13 protein-coding genes are annotated in these 17087 nt (G+C 60.6%); 7 read left to right on the top strand and 6 right to left on the bottom strand.

The window, feature by feature from the left end:
- Window positions 1-2: 2 nt before the first annotated feature.
- The 6 genes from AB8B29_RS24780 to tssH all read right to left on the bottom strand — a co-directional run bounded on the left by AB8B29_RS24780 (window position 3) and on the right by tssH (window position 9048).
- Window positions 3-1694 carry a PAAR-like domain-containing protein gene (locus AB8B29_RS24780; protein WP_092574926.1) on the bottom strand — a complete coding sequence of 564 codons (1692 nt, stop codon included), beginning with the start codon at window positions 1692-1694 and terminating at the stop codon, window positions 3-5.
- Window positions 1694-2755, bottom strand: coding sequence for a DUF2169 family type VI secretion system accessory protein (locus tag AB8B29_RS24785; protein ID WP_439006767.1), 1062 nt, complete (start codon window positions 2753-2755; stop codon window positions 1694-1696). The genes AB8B29_RS24780 and AB8B29_RS24785 overlap by 1 nt, the downstream gene beginning before the upstream one ends.
- 7 nt (window positions 2756-2762) lie before the next feature.
- The gene (gene tssI / locus AB8B29_RS24790) at window positions 2763-5087 is read right to left on the bottom strand and encodes a type VI secretion system tip protein TssI/VgrG (RefSeq protein ID WP_092574929.1); all 2325 of its coding nucleotides are present in this window, start codon (window positions 5085-5087) and stop codon (window positions 2763-2765) included.
- 7 nt (window positions 5088-5094) lie between these two features.
- Window positions 5095-5643, bottom strand: coding sequence for a hypothetical protein (locus tag AB8B29_RS24795; RefSeq protein WP_092574930.1), 549 nt, complete (start codon window positions 5641-5643; stop codon window positions 5095-5097).
- 117 nt (window positions 5644-5760) lie between these two features.
- A complete protein-coding gene (locus AB8B29_RS24800; RefSeq protein ID WP_034511314.1) occupies window positions 5761-6237 on the bottom strand; it encodes an Hcp family type VI secretion system effector in 477 nt (158 codons plus the stop codon).
- 63 nt (window positions 6238-6300) lie between these two features.
- Window positions 6301-9048, bottom strand: coding sequence for a type VI secretion system ATPase TssH (tssH, locus tag AB8B29_RS24805; protein WP_092574932.1), 2748 nt, complete (start codon window positions 9046-9048; stop codon window positions 6301-6303).
- A 287-nt stretch (window positions 9049-9335) separates the two neighbouring features.
- On the opposite strand from tssH, the gene tssA reads away from it, so the two are divergent.
- The 7 genes from tssA (at window position 9336) to tssF (ending at window position 17085) form a co-directional block, all read left to right on the top strand.
- Window positions 9336-10325 (top strand): type VI secretion system protein TssA, encoded by a 990-nt coding sequence (tssA, locus tag AB8B29_RS24810; protein ID WP_439006918.1) that lies wholly within the window; start codon window positions 9336-9338, stop codon window positions 10323-10325.
- Between the two features lie 105 nt (window positions 10326-10430).
- Entirely contained in the window at window positions 10431-10943 is a 513-nt protein-coding gene (tssB, locus tag AB8B29_RS24815) for a type VI secretion system contractile sheath small subunit (RefSeq protein ID WP_034511320.1), read from the top strand.
- Between the two features lie 110 nt (window positions 10944-11053).
- A complete protein-coding gene (gene tssC / locus AB8B29_RS24820) occupies window positions 11054-12532 on the top strand; it encodes a type VI secretion system contractile sheath large subunit (protein WP_037199572.1) in 1479 nt (492 codons plus the stop codon).
- Window positions 12533-12596: 64 nt separating this feature from the next.
- A complete protein-coding gene (tssC, locus tag AB8B29_RS24825; RefSeq protein WP_092575021.1) occupies window positions 12597-13985 on the top strand; it encodes a type VI secretion system contractile sheath large subunit in 1389 nt (462 codons plus the stop codon).
- Window positions 13982-14809 (top strand): type VI secretion system accessory protein TagJ, encoded by an 828-nt coding sequence (locus AB8B29_RS24830; protein ID WP_113119569.1) that lies wholly within the window; start codon window positions 13982-13984, stop codon window positions 14807-14809. Before tssC (AB8B29_RS24825) ends, AB8B29_RS24830 begins: the two co-directional genes overlap by 4 nt.
- Complete coding sequence (tssE, locus tag AB8B29_RS24835) at window positions 14802-15311, top strand: type VI secretion system baseplate subunit TssE (RefSeq protein ID WP_113119570.1); 510 nt, start codon at window positions 14802-14804, stop codon at window positions 15309-15311. The genes AB8B29_RS24830 and tssE overlap by 8 nt, the downstream gene beginning before the upstream one ends.
- Window positions 15304-17085, top strand: a complete 1782-nt coding sequence (gene tssF, locus AB8B29_RS24840; protein ID WP_113119571.1) for a type VI secretion system baseplate subunit TssF — start codon at window positions 15304-15306, stop codon at window positions 17083-17085. The genes tssE and tssF overlap by 8 nt, the downstream gene beginning before the upstream one ends.
- Window positions 17086-17087 lie beyond the last annotated feature (2 nt).

A 17087-nucleotide genomic window follows, 5' to 3' on the forward strand; every position in this document is an offset into this window, starting at 1 on the left:
ATCTATTTACACCTCTTCAACTCGACATGCATCTTTTCAGCGGCTCGACCACTGCGGCGCATACGTTCTGCCTCTTCTCCCAATGAGGCGGCGCGCCCCTTCTGAGTCCAGCTGCTTCCAATGTGAGAATTTACGTCACCCGCCCCAAGTATCGGATTGCCAGCCGCATCTCTAGAAAATACTGTCGGATTACCACCCGCGACCATATCAAGAAAGTGAGTAGCGTGAAGTCCCTGCATATGATTCTTAATATCCACGTCAGACCAGCCCTTATCTTTTAACATTTGTTTGTATTCATTTCGATGCTGGGTCTGTGCATAAGGTTGCCTAAGGGCGTCGGTACCTCCTGCCTTATCAAGCACCCAGTGGGAATAAGCCATATCATCAGCGGTCATATCGTTGATCGTCTTCATTTGCTCGTCAAGCTGACGATCATATTCCGCAAGATCAATGCCAGGAGGTGCTTCGAAGCAATCCACGTGATGGATGCGCGTACTTCGCGCGCCGTCCTTCCCCTCTTCCTTCGCCTCGCGCGCGCGCTCCGCCTGCTTTTCCTTTTCCCTGATTTCCTCTGCTTCTTTCCTAAGTTTCTCGGCCTTTTTCAGATCGCCAAGTTCTTCCGCAACCTCGGCGGCTCTCTCGAGCATCTTCAGCTTTTTCAATGGGTTGACGATCTCAACCGCGATGCCAGCGACCGCACCGACCGCACCGGCAACGCCGTGCTTCTCGTAGCCCGCCTCAACGCCATGCCAAGCCCCGACGGCTTGATCCTTCGCCCAGCCGCCCGTCGCCTTTGCGCTGCCAACCGGATCGTTCCACACCTCACCAGCCACATGCGCTGCGCCGCCGGCAATATTCTTCGTGCCCTGCCAGATCTCCGAGCCGGTCGGAATGCTATCATAGGCGGATTGAGCGTCCCGGCCGATCTGAGATGGGTCGTTCCACCATTCGCCAACCTTGTTGAATATTCCCTCGCCGCTGGACGCCGTGCCCGATGTTGCCGTCATCCCCTTCCAGAAATCGCCACCCGTGTCTTTCGCGGCATCCCACCAACTCCTGTCCTGGGCATCGTTACCGTCGGGTGGCATATCCATCGCCGTGGATTTCACATTGACATACTCCCCAGGGCAGTTGCCGTTATTCAATGTGCAACGATCGGTGTGACGTTGCACCGGAACGCCATTTGCTCGAACGATGTTGGATGATGTGACTGGCGTTACGACATTTCCCACCGTGCCTGATTTCACGCCTAGGCCCGTACCAGGTTGGTCCCCGTATGTAGCCGTGAAACGTGAATCGGAACGCTTGATGACATCGCCATTGGATCTCACGTCCGGAGAATAGTTCTGTTTATCATCAGCCTTGCCCCATACCATGTATGGCACGGGTGCAGTTGGCGATTTGCAGACATCCGGCGACAAGCAAATCGCAATTGCACTGCTGTCATCTGGAATAAGCTCCGGTGGCGGCGGAACAGCGGCGGTGGGGCGTGTCTGCTCCACAGGCTTCGCCGCCTCCTTCTTGGGAGGTGGCCAAGGCCCGTCATATTTGAGCATGGGGCTGCTGCCGTCCGGCGTCTTTGTAAGCAACGTGCCAGACATCGGGGGGCCGATGATTTTGGTATCGGGAGGGAGGCCATAAAGAGCGGCAAAGTCCCCATCATAAATTGGGTCTGGAAATTGCCTCTCGCCCATCACGCCACTCCTTCGACGGAACTTGCGAAGGCAAGACGCGGCAGGCCGCGGCGCTCCGGCCAGGGGAAACCAATTCGCCACGTCAGGAAAACACGCCCGACACCGGGCCGCATGTCGAAGTGGACACCGTCGAGCACCATGGGACCCCGCGCCGGCCCCATGCCTCGATCGATCGTAGCCTCCAGCCGGATGTTGGGGAGACGACCGCGAAACATCCCCAGTCCCGGCAAAAGGTGATCTAGTTCGAAAGGCTCGTCACCCCGTAGCCAGGGATCCGCCACCAGGTCGGGATGCGCCGCCTGCCAGAAGGAAAAATCGAAGTCGCGCGGAAGCAGCGGATGCCGATCGTTCAGCCAGGCGTCGTCATAGGTACCGGCTTTCTGGATCCGATCCTCCCAGAATGGCGAAAGCGGACCAAGGCCCGCCGGCGCTGGCCTATCATTGACAGAGCGAATGGGCGCTTCCGCGTCCTCGATCTGCGGCGCCGGCCATTCTGGTCTTTCGAAGAATTGATCCTCGTTGACAAGTCCAACCCCCACCGGATTCCGTTCGACTGCCTCGCCGTCCTCGAGCCGCCCACCGAACGCAAACCGCCAATCGATTGGGACATGGGTTACGGCGTCGCCCGCGGTCAACTCCCAGCCGTCAAGGGCATCCTCTTTCTTCTTGTCGACCAGCCCGCGCCAGGTCTTGCGGGTCTTCGCACGCCAGAAACGTGGTCCGTGGACGCGCAGTCGTTTCTGAACGGGACCGACTTTGAGGCCGCATATCCACGAAGAAGCTGCCACACCGTCCGGAGCAAAGGCGGCACCGATGAAGGTTACGTCCGTGCCCGGCTTGAACGGTGCCAGATCCGTGCAGGCCATTTGCGGCGTCTGGTGCGGATCGCCGTCATAGGCATCCGACATGACTAGTGGCCGCTGGACATCAGCCATGACCAGCGGACCACCATTCGCCAGCTTGAACGTGCCTCTGGCGACAACGACACCAAGCAGATCGCCCGCCAGGTTGTACTGGCGAAAAGCGAGCGAGGGAAAGGGCGTGCGATTATCGACCGACATCAGCGCGTCAGCCCTGCGCCGTCGTATCCGACGAGGTCGGCGATGCCTCGGCAAAGCCGCCGCCTGGCTTATTGAGATCGACGACCTTGCCGTTGATCTGTGTCGGTCCGGATGCCGTGAAGTTGAAATGCGTCCCCAGAATGATGACCGTGCCGTCCTGACGCATGATGAACTTCGAAGCACCGCATTCGATGACGAACTCTTCGCCGACGATTACCTTCTTGAATTTACCGACCTTTTCGAGCGATGTCTGACCGACATTCGTGACCTTGCTCACGCCAATCTGCTCAACGCGGGCAACACCGACAGTATCCGACTTGAAAGAGCCGACAATGGTATTCATGATCCCCGGTAACGGGAAAAGATCCGACGCGGCGCTTCCAACACCACTTCCCGATCCCGCCAGCGCCGTACCTGCATCGGCACGCGGACTAGGGCCAGAGACGACACCTTCACGGCTGCCAAGGCCGCCGGCACTTAAGAAGCCAAGGGCAGAGGACGCCAGCGTACCGGCAAATGCGGCAAGGCCGGCTCCGCCTCCGCCGGCGATCTGACCTGCCTGGGAAAGTAGCCCGGCCGTCTGTCCCGAAAGCCCTTGCACCGCTCCCATCAAGGCCACCGCCATCGGGCCTGTACCACCGACCACCGTATTAACCGATCCGCCGATCTCATGCTTCTGATTGCCGCTGACCTCGACCGCACGGTTGCCGCCGATGGAGGCGACTTCGTGGCGGTCGACGCGTTTGGTGCGGTCGTTGCGGATGCGTGTCGTCTGGTCCTTCTGGGCGTGGAAGAACATGTTCTCGCGGCCGGCATCATCCTCGAAGGTCATTTCGTTGAAGCCGGTGCCCTTGTGCGTGTTGGAGCGCATGACCATGCGGGTCTTGTTGCCCGGCAGGTCGTAGGGCACGCCATTGCTCGGGTTCGGCACGACGCCCGTCACCAGCGGCCTGTCCGGATCGCCGTCGATGAAGGCGACCATGACTTCCATGCCGATGCGCGGAATAACCTGGCCGCCCCAGGAGCCGCCCGCCCAGTTCTGGGCGACACGCACCCAACAGGTGTCCGATCCGTCCTTCTTTGCCTTTCGATCCCAAGGGTACCAGAGTTTGATGCGGCCATATTGGTCCGGATGGATCTCCTCGCCGTCGGGACCGGCGACGATGGCGACCTGCGTGCCGCGGATGCGCGGCCGCTCGGTCTTGCGATGGGGCGTCATCGGCACGCGTGACGGCACCGCCTCGAACTCGTTGGTATATTCCGGCTGATCCATGTTGGTTTCGTAGGAGGGATCGACGGCGACGTGGGTCGCGCGGATGATCACGTGCTCCTCGTAGACATGTTCGGGATGGGCAACCTCATAGGGTGTAAACCGCCGGCCCGCCTCCAGTATCCGCGATGTCGAACGCCCGACGACGCGATTGTGGTCGGCCTCGCTCGCCTGCATGCGAAGCTTCTGCGCCCGCTCGGCCTCCGAGACAGAGGCGATGCGAGCGGGATATTCGTAGAGCTCGCGCTTCATCGCCCCCGGCATCTGCACCAGCGAAGGCGTGGTGGTGCCCGGCACGATCTGCGGGGTTTCGAAGTTCCAGTCGGCGCCAGCCCGTTGACCGGGGATATAAGCGTAATGCTTCATCCATTCATTGATATGGTTGCGGTCGGTCGACCCCTGAGCGAGACGCACCCTGCTCTCACCCTGCGCTGATGGCGATGGTCCGGCCCATGAGTTCGCGCCATCCGCGACATGCAGCCGGTGGCTGCCATTCTCATGGGAAAACCAGTAGAACAGGCCGTCCTCTTCAAAACGGCGGGTCAGATAGTCCAGATCGGTCTCGCTCCATTGCACCGAATAGTGCTGTGGCGGCGGTGTCGTGAGCACGCCGGAGACGTCGGGTGCCGGAATGCCATGCTCGGAAAACAGCGTTTCGACGATGTCGATGCTGGTCTTGTCCATCCATATGCGGCAGTCCGAGCGCTGCGACAGCAGCCACATTTGCGGCTTCAAGACCATTGAATAGGAGCGCAGCCCGCGCGTGATTGGAGGCCCCTCCTGAAGAGAGGTCACCAGACCGTTGAAGGGACGGCGAACGCCGTCGCCGCCATCTTCGGACTGCTGGACTTCGATAGAGATATCCACCAGGCGGCCGATCAAGTCCTCCGGCTGGATGACTTCCCGCTTGGCGCGCACGGAAAGCCGGATATCGAAAAGCGAGGATACGCCTTCCGTTATCGTCACCCGCTCCGGCAGGAGCTGGTCCGTACCAAGCGGCGAGACGACCCTGAGATTTCGAGTCGCCTGGATGAAATCATTGGCCGAAGGCTGGTCGTTCATCTGTGCGTCATCCTACCCGTGAGCTCGCTGCACCCGCCTTGCCGGCGCTACCGAGCACCTGCTTGCGGCCGCCGACGAGATAGGCCATCTGAAACAGCGTGCCGTTCGGCAAGGTCTCGTGCATGCCGGGGCCGTAAAGCACTTCCGGCGTCAGGATCTTGCCGATCTCGGCGCGTGAAGCGACCGTGCCGAGCAGATAGGCGCCTCGCGCCATATAGGCCCGGGTCTCGCCGTCGGTGACGGAATAGTTGAACTGGGCAACGAACACGGAATGATGGTTGGTGTCCATCTCCCGGATGATGTTGGCTTCGTTGTTGCGCAGCCATCGCTGCAACCAGTGCGTCAGCGACATTTCATTGGCTTTTTCGGAAAACATCCGAAAGAGAGATGCAGCGGCACCCATGGCCTGGTTCCGGGCGGCGAATTCGCGCGGACCACTGGGATAGGAGAAGTAATCATAGGAAGGACCGCGGCCTGCACGCCTCATTGGCGGAAGGTCGGTCTGCCTCACCGGCTCCATTTGCAGTGCCGGTGATGAAACGGAAAAATCTACCATGGCGACCTCGATGAAAAACGTTGTCAAAAACGTGCAAATCGCAGCCGCAGCGGCGATTTAGCATCGAACACGGTTCCGGCGCGTCTAATCGCAACGCGCCGGAAAACGGTGCTATCGTTAGGCAGCCTTGGTCGTTGCCAGGTCGTAGGAAGCGATCATCGGCGACTGCGGCGACTGCGAGTCGTCGTAAGGCGTGTACTTCACTTCCATCTTGGTAAAGTTGAGCTTGATCGTTTCGACCGGGCGATCGCCATTGGAATCGACCGAATAGCTGGCGATCAGCGTATTGGTGAGCGTGTATTCGATATAGGTATCGCCCGGGTTGCCGGTCGTTACCAGATGGATCACGGCCTGCTTGCCGGTGCGGCCCGAGCATGCTTCCTGGAACAGTTTGGTCGACGAGGAATCGCTGACCTTGGTCAGGATCACTTCCGAAACGGTGGGCTCGGAAGCTTCACGGTTCGCTGCCGAACCGGCCGACGTTTTCATGTTGCGTGAAACGTTCCAGTGGATGACTTCGATATCCATCCACTTCTTGTGCTGTTCGTGGGTGGCATCGCCCTGAATTCCGTCGATTTGCAGATAAATCGGCATGCTCTCAGCTCTCCTGTTGGGATTGAATTCGCCTTGTCGCTGCAAGGCGGGTTACCTTTCCGTCTAATGCCGCATCCGGACATGGTTCTCGTCCGGGGCTGCCTCATTCGCCGTGCCGCCTGTTTTGCGGCCAGCGAATTCATTGTCGTCCACCGGATTTTCCTCGATGAGGAACCGGTGATCGCCAAAACTGATGGTGATGCCGGCGACCTTGCATCCCGCCGCAACGGCATCGAGAAAGAAGGTCGACAATTCGGGCAGAAGATCGCGTCCGATCATGGTCTCGATGGCGCGGGCGCCCATTTCGCTCGCCTTGGCGCGGGCGACCAACGCCTCTCGGGCCTCTGCCGACAGTGAAACCGATGTGCCGTACGATGCCGCGACGCGATCGCGAATGCGACCGATCTGGATGTCGACGATGCCGCTCAGCGTCGCGCCATTCAGCGGCAGGAAGGGCAGAACCGTTGTACGGCCGACGAAAGCGGGCTTGAAATGTTTCTGCAGTTCTGGAAGCAGCAGGGCTTCCAACGCTTCGCCCTCGGGCATCGTCTCCGGATCGGAGGCAAACGCCGCCAGCAATTCCGAGCCGGTATTGGCAGTCATGACGATGGTGGTGTTCTTGAAATCGATATCGCGGCCTTCGCCGTCGCGGAGCGTTCCCTTGTCGAACACCTGGTAGAACACTTCCTGGACGCCGGGATGGGCCTTGTCGATCTCGTCCAGAAGCAAGACGCCATAGGGGCGGCGGCGCACGGCTTCGGTAAGCACCCCGCCCTCGCCATAGCCGACATAGCCGGGCGGCGATCCGAGCAGCAGCGAAACCTTATGCTCTTCCTTGAACTCCGACATGTTGATGGTCGTCAGATATTGGCTGCCCCCATAAAGAAGATCGGCCAGCGATAGCGCCGTTTCGGTCTTGCCGGTTCCCGACATGCCGACAAACAGGAAGACGGCGGGCGGGCGGCGCGGATCGGAAAGTCCGGCACGGGCGGAGCGCATGGCGGCCGAAATCCGCTCGATCGCGGCATCCTGGCCGAGGACGCGCTCCTTGAGCCTGGCATCCAGCGTCTTGACCGTCTCGACCTGATCCGACAGAAGCTTCCCGACCGGAATACCGGTCCAGCGCGCGACGATGCCGGCGATGACTTCCTTGTCGACAACCCGGGGAACCAGGGGCATCTCTCCGGCAAAGTCGGCGAGATTGCGTTCCGCCTGCGCCAGCGCCGCACGAATGGTTTCCGGGGACGAGCCATGGGGCGGGAAAAGCGCGACATTGTCGCCACGCACGGGCGTCTCGTCTTCGGTCGGCTGCGCGCCGGCATCTTTTAGCAAGGCTTCAATTCGGTCAGCCTCCTTCGATAGCCGGATCTCCTCGTCAAGCTTGGTCTGCAGCCGCTCGATCTCGGCGATTACTTCACGTTTCTCGTTCTCGATGACGGCCAGGCGGGCGTTGAGCTCGGGCGCGGGCGACTCAGCAGAAAGCGCATCGACCTCGGCTTCCAGCATCTCCTGCTCGTAGCGCAGGCCTTTCAATGCCTCGGGGACAGTTTGTCGAGCCAGGGATACGGCAGCAGCAGCCGTATCGATGAGGCTGATCGCCTTATCCGGCAGCTGTCGCGCAGGGATGTAGCGCGCCGAAAGGCGAACGGCGGCGGCCAGCGCCTCGTCGCGAATGCGAACCTTGTGATGAGCCTTGAAGCTGTCGACGACGCCTCGCAGCATGCGGATAGCCGTCTCCTCATCGGGCTCGAGCACCTGAACAACCTGGAAACGTCGCGTCAGCGCCGCATCCTTCTCGATGTGGCGCTTGTATTCGCTCCAGGTCGTTGCCGCGATCGTTCTCAGCTCCCCGCGCGCCAGTGCCGGCTTCAGGATGTTGGCGGCGTCGCCCTGCCCGGCCTGACCGCCGGCGCCGATCAAGCCATGGGCCTCGTCGATGAACAGAATGATCGGCTCCGCTGAAGCCCGCACCGCGGCAACGACACCGTGCAGGCGGCGTTCGAACTCCCCCTTCACGCCCGCTCCAGCCTGCAGCAGGCTGAGATCCAGCAGCAAAATTCGAACCGACTTCAGCATGTCCGGCACGCTGCCGGCGGCAATCTCAAGTGCCAGCGCCTCGGCGACCGCCGTCTTGCCGACGCCGGCCTCGCCGACCAGGATCGGATTGTTCTGTCTGCGTCGCATCAGGATGTCGATCACCTGACGGAGTTCGCGGTCGCGTCCGATGACGGGATCTATGCGGCCAAGCTTGGCATCGGCCGTCATGTCACGGGTGTAAAGGCGCAGAAATTCGTTCTCGCCGGCACTAGGAATCGGCTCGGAATGTGGCGTCGATGAAGCTGCACCAGCGGTCGACGATACAGCACTCAACCGCTTTTCGAGCGCGTTGCGGTCGAGATTTCGCAGCGAAGGCGCCATGCCGCGGGCCATGATTCGCAGCGATTGATCGTCGGTCAGCGCGGTGAGGAGGTCGGCCAGGGCGATGCTGTGCCGGCCACATTGAAGCGAGGCAACAAGCCAAGCTTCTCGCATCAGCGCAAGCAGCTGTTGGGATAGCACCAGTGCTGTCCCGCCGTCCCGCGGCAGCTCCGCGATGGCGGTATCAAGCTCGGCTCGCAGAGCGTGTGAAGATACGTTAAGCCCTTCAAAAAACGAGCAAACTTTAGATACGTCGAGCAGCGCACGTATCCAATGTGCGACATCCACGTTGGCGTGCCGATCGCGCGCAGCGAGAGACGCTGCAGCCTCAAGACCCACACGCAATTCGGGCTCAAGCGTTCTGATCAGACGATTGAGATCGATGTTGAACACGTGGAAATTTCCTCCTTAGGTTTCTAAACTAAGTGCATCCTCCATGCCGCGAGAACAACTAGGGCGGTTATCCAATTGTGTCCAGCCCGCAAACATTAATTTTTGCGAAGCCCTCCGATTTGGCATCGTCACAAATCCGTTACAGAATATACACAGTTGACAACGAAATATATCGACATAACTATCTTGCTCTTAGGCGATGTAGTTGGAAATGTGGAGTTAATCCCCTGCTCAATGTTCGTGACATAGAGACTCAATTTGACAAAGATGCGCCATGTGGAGAAAACATACGCATCAATACTTCTACACGTGAAATATACTATAGAATAAAAGACGCAAGGAACCAGGCTCGGGCTACTGAACGAGGTATATCACCTGGTGAGAATATTAGCCTTTCACCTGCTTGGTCAGACGTCAGCAATCTTGGATTGCAGATTGTTTCTTCAAAAAGTAAGGACCTCGAAGTATTAGCGTGGCTGGCGGAAGCAGAACTACGTCTTCGCGGTTTCGAGGGATTGAAGGATGTCTACCAGGCGATAGCGTCGCTTTTAGACAAGCATTGGGAGAAATTTCATTCGGTCGGCGAGGACGACATAGAAGAGCGTCTTGCGCCCTTGGCGGGGCTGAATGGGGTCGGCGGCGAAGGCACGATCATCCAGGCGATCAGGCTGACAGCGCTCGTGCCCGGCGTGAAATTCGGCCAGTTTTCGCTCTGGGATTTCCAGCTTTCGCAACGACCCAACGAGACCAGGCGACGCGAGGAACTGAACCAGGCGGTAATAGAAGCCGGCACGTCGGCGATGAGTGCCCATCTCGAACATGTCAACGGCTGCATCGCTGCCTTCGAGCGGCTCGTCTCCATCGTGAACGAGCGCTGCGGGGCGAAGGCGCCACCAAGCTCCAACACGCACAATGTCCTGCTTGAGGCCGCATCAGCGCTTCGCACGCTTGCCGGCATCGAAGCCCAGACAGTCGAAGCCGCGGTCGTGCCGCAAGCGCCGGAAGGGACGAACGAACCGGCTCAGCCGCGTGCCCGGCCCTTGAGCGCCGAATCGATTGGCTCGCGCGAGGAGGCATTCGAGCTGTTGCTCGCCGTTGCGCGCTACTTCCGTCGCACCGAGCCGCATTCGCCGATCTCGATGGCGATCGAGACGATGGTGCGGCGTGGGCGTATGGATTTCTCGGAACTATTGGCCGAATTGCTGCCGGAGCAGCAGGCTCGAAACGCCGTGCTGACGGCCGCCGGAATTCAGCCGAAATCCAACAAGAGCGGGTGACCGGTACAACCTGCCACACAACTTTTTGCAACCCGCCCTTTCCAAAATCGAGTTGCGCCACATGTGAAAAGCGAATTTTGCCGCTTGGGATTGAAGGAGAAGCTTATGGCGAGTGTTCATGAAAAACTAGAGCGAGTGCGCAAGCCGAGGGTCCACATCAAGTACGAAGTGGAGACCGAAGGCGCCATGGTCGTGAAGGAACTGCCCTTTGTCGTCGGCGTGCTCGGCGATTTCTCAGGCAATCCGACCCAGCCTCTGAAGCCGTTCGGCGAGCGCAAGTTCGTCCAGATAGACCGGGACAATTTCGACGACGTGATGCGCCGCATGACCCCCGGTCTGAACATCACGGTCGAAAACACGCTCGAAGGCAACGGCTCGGATATTGCCGTCTCGCTGAAGTTCGAGAGCATGACGGATTTCGAACCCGGTTCCGTCGTCAATCAGGTCCCCGCGCTAAAGGCCCTACTCGACGCCCGCAACCAGCTTCGCGACCTGATGAGCAAGGCGGACCGTTCGGAAGAGCTGGAGCGGCTGCTCGAAGAGGTCCTGCAAAACAAGGCGGATCTTTCGAAGCTGATGTCCGAACTTGGCGCCCACGAAAAGCCGGCAGCAAGCTGATAGCAATCGGCGGTCCGCGGAGCGGATCGGCCAATCCTGTTTCAAGCAGCCGATAGCGGCGGGCGCACAAGCTTCACCGATATCGCCGCATTTTCCGTAAGGATCGAAAAATGAGCGCTGAAAGCCAGTTGAAGACCAAAGAGGCCGAGTTTGCGCCCGAGGAGGATCTGCTGACGCAGATCGTTTCAGCAACCCGGCAAACCGAACCCGATCGCGCCCAGGACCTCCTGAGGACGCTGACCGACCAGGCCTTGAAGGGCACCGTCACCTACGACCGCAACCTGACGGTCACTCTCAACAACGCCATTGCCGAACTCGATCGCAAGATCTCCCGGCAGCTCGCGGCCATCATGCAATCGCCTGAGTTCGCCAAGCTGGAGGGCAGCTGGCGCGGGCTGCACTATCTGGTCAAGAATAGCGAAACCAGCGTCAATCTGAAGATCCGCGTGCTCAACGCATCGAAACGCGACGTCTCGAAGGATCTGGCAAAGGCCGTGGAATTCGATCAGTCGCGGCTCTTCAAGTCGATCTACGAAGACGAATTCGGCACACCGGGCGGCGAGCCCATGGGTGCGATCATCGGCGACTACGAATTCGACAATTCCTTCGACGACGTGCAGACGCTGCAGGCCATCTCATCGATCGCCGCAGCCGCTTTTGCCCCTTTCATTTCAGCGGCAAGCCCCCGCATGTTCGGCTTCGACGACTATCGTGAGCTTGCCCGTCCGCGCGATCTCGAAAAGATCTTCGAGACGGTGGAATATGCGAAGTGGCGCAGCCTGCGCGACAGCGAGGATTCGCGCTTCGTCACGCTTGCGCTCCCCCGTGTCCTTGCCCGCATGCCCTACGGGCCGAAGACCAACCCGATCGACGAATTCGGCTTCGACGAGACAGAGCATTCCACGACCGGCGAACTCGAGCACAATTCCTATTGCTGGATGAACGCGTCCTACGTGATGGGCACGCGGCTGACGGACGCTTTTGCCCAGAGCGGCTGGTGCACGGCCATCCGCGGCGCCGAAAACGGCGGCAAGGTCGAGAACCTGCCCATGCATATCTTCTCGAGCGACGACGGCGACCTCGATCTCAAGTGCCCGACCGAAGTCGGCATCACCGACCGTCGTGACGCGGAGCTCGGCAAGCTCGGCTTCCTGCCGCTCTGCCACTACAAAAACACCGACTATGCCGTATTCTTCGGTGCGCAGACCACGCATAAGCCGAAGCTCTACGACAAGCCGGAAGCGACAGCCAACGCGGCGGTTTCCGCTCGCCTGCCCTACATGATGGCGACGTCGCGTTTCGCGCATTATCTCAAGGTGATGGGCCGCGACAAGATCGGTTCCTTCATGGAAGCCGAGGACTGCGAAAACTGGCTCAATCGCTGGATCTCCAACTACGTCAACGCCAACGACGACGCAGGTGAGGAATCGCGCGCCAAGTATCCATTGCGCGATGCGAAGGTGACGGTCCAGGAGGTTCCGGGCAAGCCCGGCTCCTACAACGCCGTTGCCTGGATGCGACCCTGGCTTCAGATGGAGGAATTGACCACCTCGCTGCGAATGGTCGCCCGTATTCCGAGCAAGAACTAGGGGGAGACCGCGCGGCGGTCATCCCGCCGCGCGCCTTCAGTCAACCAAGATGATCGCGACGACGATGGAATCGAGAGCCGCCTGGCCCCGTCAGGTGCATCGCGTGATCGCCATGATCGACGATGCCCTTAACCGGCAGGTCAACGCTATCCTGCACCATCCCGAGTTCCAGGCGATGGAAGCACGGTGGCGCGGGCTTGCCATGCTGGTGCACCACACCGGGCAATCGGATGACGTGAAAATCAAGCTCCTAAGCGTCAGCTGGGCACAGCTGTCGCGCCATCTCGAGCGCACGACCGATTTCGATCAGAGCCATCTCTTCGAGCTGGTTTACAGCCGCGAATTCGGCATGCCCGGCGGCGAGCCCTTCGGCCTGTTGATCGGCGACTACGAACTGTCGCCCCAGGATCCAAGCGGCGGCGATACGATCGGCGCTCTGACCCAGATCGGCATGGCCGCCGCCGCCGCCTTTTGCCCATTCGTCGCGGCTGCTTCGCCGCAGGCGATCGGCCTGCAGCACTTCAACGAATTGAACCGGGTCCAGGATTTCTCCTGGCTCGCCTATGATCCCACCCGCATTCGCTGGAACGGGCTTCGCGCGCGGGAAGACTCGCGTTTTCTGGGACTTGTCGCGCCGCGAATCCTGATGCGCTCGCCCTACGAAGCGTTCGCACGCGAACGCGACGATCAATTTCCGTTCCGCGAAAACATTGCCGCCGACGGCAGCACCCTGCTGTGGGGCAATGGCGCCTTTGCCTTTGCAATGATCGTCATTCGCAACTTCATCGAATCCGGATGGTTCGCCGATATTCGCGGTGTGACCCAGGATGCGGTCGATGGCGGCTTGCTGAGCCCGCAGGAGCTGGCGCCCTATGATCTCGGGACCGAAAGTCACGGGCTTTCGCAACAGGCGCCGGTCGAAATACGCCTGACCAATACCCAGGAGCAGCAACTCTGCGAGCTCGGCCTCGTGCCGGTCGCAACCACCTATCTTTCCTCCTCGGTGATCTTCAATTCCAATCAGTCGCTGCATGCGCCGCCGCATTATTCGAGTGAGCAGGCGCGGCAGAACGCCCGCATCGCCGCCATGCTGCAATATGTGCTCTGCGCCTCCCGCTTCTCGCATTATCTCAAGGTCATCATGCGCGACGAGATCGGCCGGCTTGCCGACACAGTCTCGATCGAGCGCAAGCTCAATGACTGGCTCTCCAGCTACACCCTCGGCAACGACGATGCCGACGTGCCGTTGCGCATCCGCTTCCCATTGCGCTCGGCCGGCATCACGGTCGACGAGATTCCCGGCAAGCCGGGCATGTTTGCCTGCACGGTGCGGCTGCAGCCGCATTTCCAGCTCGACGACGTGTCGACAAGTTTCCATCTCATCGCGGAGGTAGCGAATTCGACCCAGGCGCCCTCCCGCCCCGCAAACGCGCCGCAAAGGATGTCCGCATGACTCTCTCCGCCAAGATCGCCGAAGCACTCCGCGAAAATGCACTCGAGAATGCGATCGAGCAGGCGAAGGCGCATTTGAAGGTGGCGCCGGGCGATAAGGACGCCAGACATCTCTTCATCGACCTGCTGATCCTTGCCGGCGACTATGCGCGCGCGGAAGCTCAGTGCAATCTCGCCGCCACCTTCGCTCCGGAAGACACGATGGGCTTTGCCTTGCTGCGCAATCAGCTGCGGGCGATGGCAGCGCGGTCTGCCTGGTTCGATGAGGCAGCTACCCCGGATTTCCCGAATGGCCCGACCTGGCTCGACCAGGCGGCACTGAAGGTGGCGGTTGCACATCGCGACGGCTCTCCGGAAACGGCAGCAGCACTTCAATCCTTCGAGGAGCTCAGGGGCGAACGGCCGATGAGCTGGAACGGCCAGCCGGTTTCGGATTTCCGCGATCTCGACGACCGAATTCCGCATGCGCTCGAAGCGATCATGACCGGCGGAGCCTATCTCTGGATCGATTTTTCCAGGATCGCCGCCGTTCGCCTCGAACCCATATCGCGCCCACGCGATCTCGCCTTCCGTGTGGCAGAACTGGAGCTTGCCGATGGCGCCATCGCGACAGTTCTCCTGCCCGCAATCTATCACGGAACGACAGGGGCAAAGCTGCTGCTCGGCCGCGAAACAGAATGGATCGAGGAGCCCACGGGCATCACCACCGGCCGCGGCCAGAAGTGCTTTCTGGCCGGCGACGACCTCGTCTCCTTCCATGACCTCGAGATGCTGGAAGCCGTGTCCCGCAACGCCGACGAAACGAGGCGCGCCGCCCATGGTTGACCCTCTCGAACGCTACAGGCCCCGGGAAAGGATCGTCGCCAGATCGATCATCGATCGGCTGATCGACGAGAACCCGGATCGATTGCAGGACGCGCCGCAGACGGCGGCCGAGCAATTGCGCGAGCTGCGCGAATGCATCCGCCGCGATCTGGAAGCGCTGCTCAACACCCGACGCTGCCCGACCGCACCGCCTTCGATCTATGAGGAACTCGGCGATGCGCTGGTATCCTTCGGCGTCGATGGCATGGTGTCGGCAAACCTCGTCACGGATGAAGCCAAGAGCCGTCTTGCCCGCCTGATCGAGCGGCGGATCGCCCTTTTCGAGACGCGCCTTTCCGACGTGCGCGTGAGCATCCTGAAGAGCCGCGGCAACGGCGAACGCGCCTTGCGCATGCGCATCCAGGCGACATTCCGGGTGCATGAGGGCATGCCGCCGATCAGCTTTGAATCGACGATCGATCCGTCGACGCAGCGTTTCCTTGTGGAGGCCGGCAATGGCTGACGGCTTCCTGCAGCGATACAATGACGAACTCGCCGCCATCCGCCGCCGTGCTGCGCGTTTCGCAGACGCCTTTCCGAAAATCGCCGGCCGTCTGCGCCTGACGGGCGAAGTCGCCGATGATCCCCATGTCGAGCGGCTGATCCAGAGTTTTGCCTATTCGGCCGCTCGCGTGCGTCAGAAACTCGACGACGAGTTTCCGGAACTGACCGACGGCCTGCTCGAAACGCTCTACCCGCATTATCTGGCGCCACTACCCTCGATGAGCATCGTGCGCTTTGCGCCGAGCAACACGCTTGCCTCGGTTCAGACTGTTCCGCGTCACACGGAAATCTTCGCCGAGCCGATCGGCGGCGAGAGCTGCCGCTTTCGCACCACCCAGGATACCGAGGTTGCGCCGATCGAGATCGTCTCAGCTTCGCTGGCGGGCCATCCGATCAGCGCGCCGCCCTCGCCGCATGCCGGTGCTGCCGGTTGCCTGCGTTTGTCGATCCGCGCGCGCGACACCAACAAGCCGTTGAGCGAAATCGGCCTTGATCGGCTCCGGCTGCACATCGGCTCGTCCTGGCAGCAGGCGGTCGCCATCCACGAGCTTCTCGTCAACCACACCCTCGGCATCGCACTTGCGCATCATGCGGATGATCGGGCCCCCGTGATGCTGCCGGCCTGGGCGCTGCGGCCGGTCGGATTCGAACCGGACGAAGCCATACTGCCCTATCCCGCCTCAAGCTTTGCCGGCTACCGGTTGCTGACCGAATTTTTCGCGCTGCCGCAGAAGTTCCTCTTCATCGACATTGTCGGCCTGAAAGCCTGGCAAGGACAAACGCTGGAGATCTTCATTTATCTCGACGAAACCAGCGCAAAGCTGGAGCGGACGATCTCGGCACGCGATTTCGTTCTCAACGCGACGCCGGTGGTCAATCTGTTCCTCCAGACCTGCGAGCCGATCGCGCTTGACGGCACGCGCACCGAATACCGTGTCCTGCCGGACGCCAGACGGCAGAAGACGCGCGAGATCTATGCGATCGACAGAGTGCTCGTGTCCGGACGCGCCGGCGAGGAGGAGCATTGCCAGCCCTTCTTCGGCCGCAGCCTGAAGGGTGGAGCCTCGTCGCTGTTCTGGCAATGCGCTCGCCGTTTCGATGCCGATGACGGCACCTCGGACATGGAAATTGCCTTCGTGGATCGCGCACACCGCCCCAGTGGGCCTGTAGACAAGATCGCCAGCATTGACGCGCTCTGCCTCAATCGCGAACTGCCGGAACAACTGCCGTTCGGCGGCGGCCATCCCTATCTGCAGCTTGCCTCCGGTAGCGAAGCGGTGGGCGCCGTCGAGGCCCTGATGGCCCCCACCCCTTCCGTGCGGATGAACGAGCAGCAAGGCCGCAACTGGCGGCTCATGTCGCATCTGCAGCTCAACCATCTCTCCATTTTCGACAATGACGGGGCCGCGCTGAAGGACATCTTTTCGCTCTATGCTTTCCGCGACAGCCGCGAGACCAGACAGCTTGCCGATGCCCTGGTGCGGATCGAAGCGAAGAGCTCGATGACCCGTCTAGGCAGTGGCGGCATGGTTCCCGGCACCGATATCCGGCTGGAATTCGATCCCGCGGCGATCGACCGGCCTTCGGCCTATCTCTTTGGCAGCGTTCTCGACCGGTTTTTCGGTCTTTACACCTCGATCAATAGTTTCACCCGTCTCTCCATCTCATTGAAGGGACAATCAAAACCGATTGCCGTCTGGCCGGCACGCGCCGCCGAGCGGCCCCTGCTCTGACG

Source organism: Rhizobium sp. 11_C7_N12_5 (assembly GCF_051811145.1).
Taxonomy (GTDB): Bacteria; Pseudomonadota; Alphaproteobacteria; order Rhizobiales; family Rhizobiaceae; genus Rhizobium; species Rhizobium lusitanum.

What these genes read in the sequence shown, in the direction of transcription:
- AB8B29_RS24780 (WP_092574926.1), bottom strand. Translation starts at nt 1,694, where the DNA reads ATGGGCGAGAGGCAATTTCCAGACCCAATTTATGATGGGGACTTTGCC.
- AB8B29_RS24785 (WP_439006767.1), bottom strand. Translation starts at nt 2,755, where the DNA reads ATGTCGGTCGATAATCGCACGCCCTTTCCCTCGCTCGCTTTTCGCCAG.
- tssI (WP_092574929.1), bottom strand. Translation starts at nt 5,087, where the DNA reads ATGAACGACCAGCCTTCGGCCAATGATTTCATCCAGGCGACTCGAAAT.
- AB8B29_RS24795 (WP_092574930.1), bottom strand. Translation starts at nt 5,643, where the DNA reads ATGGTAGATTTTTCCGTTTCATCACCGGCACTGCAAATGGAGCCGGTG.
- AB8B29_RS24800 (WP_034511314.1), bottom strand. Translation starts at nt 6,237, where the DNA reads ATGCCGATTTATCTGCAAATCGACGGAATTCAGGGCGATGCCACCCAC.
- tssB (WP_034511320.1), top strand. Translation starts at nt 10,431, where the DNA reads ATGGCGAGTGTTCATGAAAAACTAGAGCGAGTGCGCAAGCCGAGGGTC.
- tssC (WP_037199572.1), top strand. Translation starts at nt 11,054, where the DNA reads ATGAGCGCTGAAAGCCAGTTGAAGACCAAAGAGGCCGAGTTTGCGCCC.
- tssC (WP_092575021.1), top strand. Translation starts at nt 12,597, where the DNA reads ATGGAATCGAGAGCCGCCTGGCCCCGTCAGGTGCATCGCGTGATCGCC.
- AB8B29_RS24830 (WP_113119569.1), top strand. Translation starts at nt 13,982, where the DNA reads ATGACTCTCTCCGCCAAGATCGCCGAAGCACTCCGCGAAAATGCACTC.
- tssE (WP_113119570.1), top strand. Translation starts at nt 14,802, where the DNA reads ATGGTTGACCCTCTCGAACGCTACAGGCCCCGGGAAAGGATCGTCGCC.
- tssF (WP_113119571.1), top strand. Translation starts at nt 15,304, where the DNA reads ATGGCTGACGGCTTCCTGCAGCGATACAATGACGAACTCGCCGCCATC.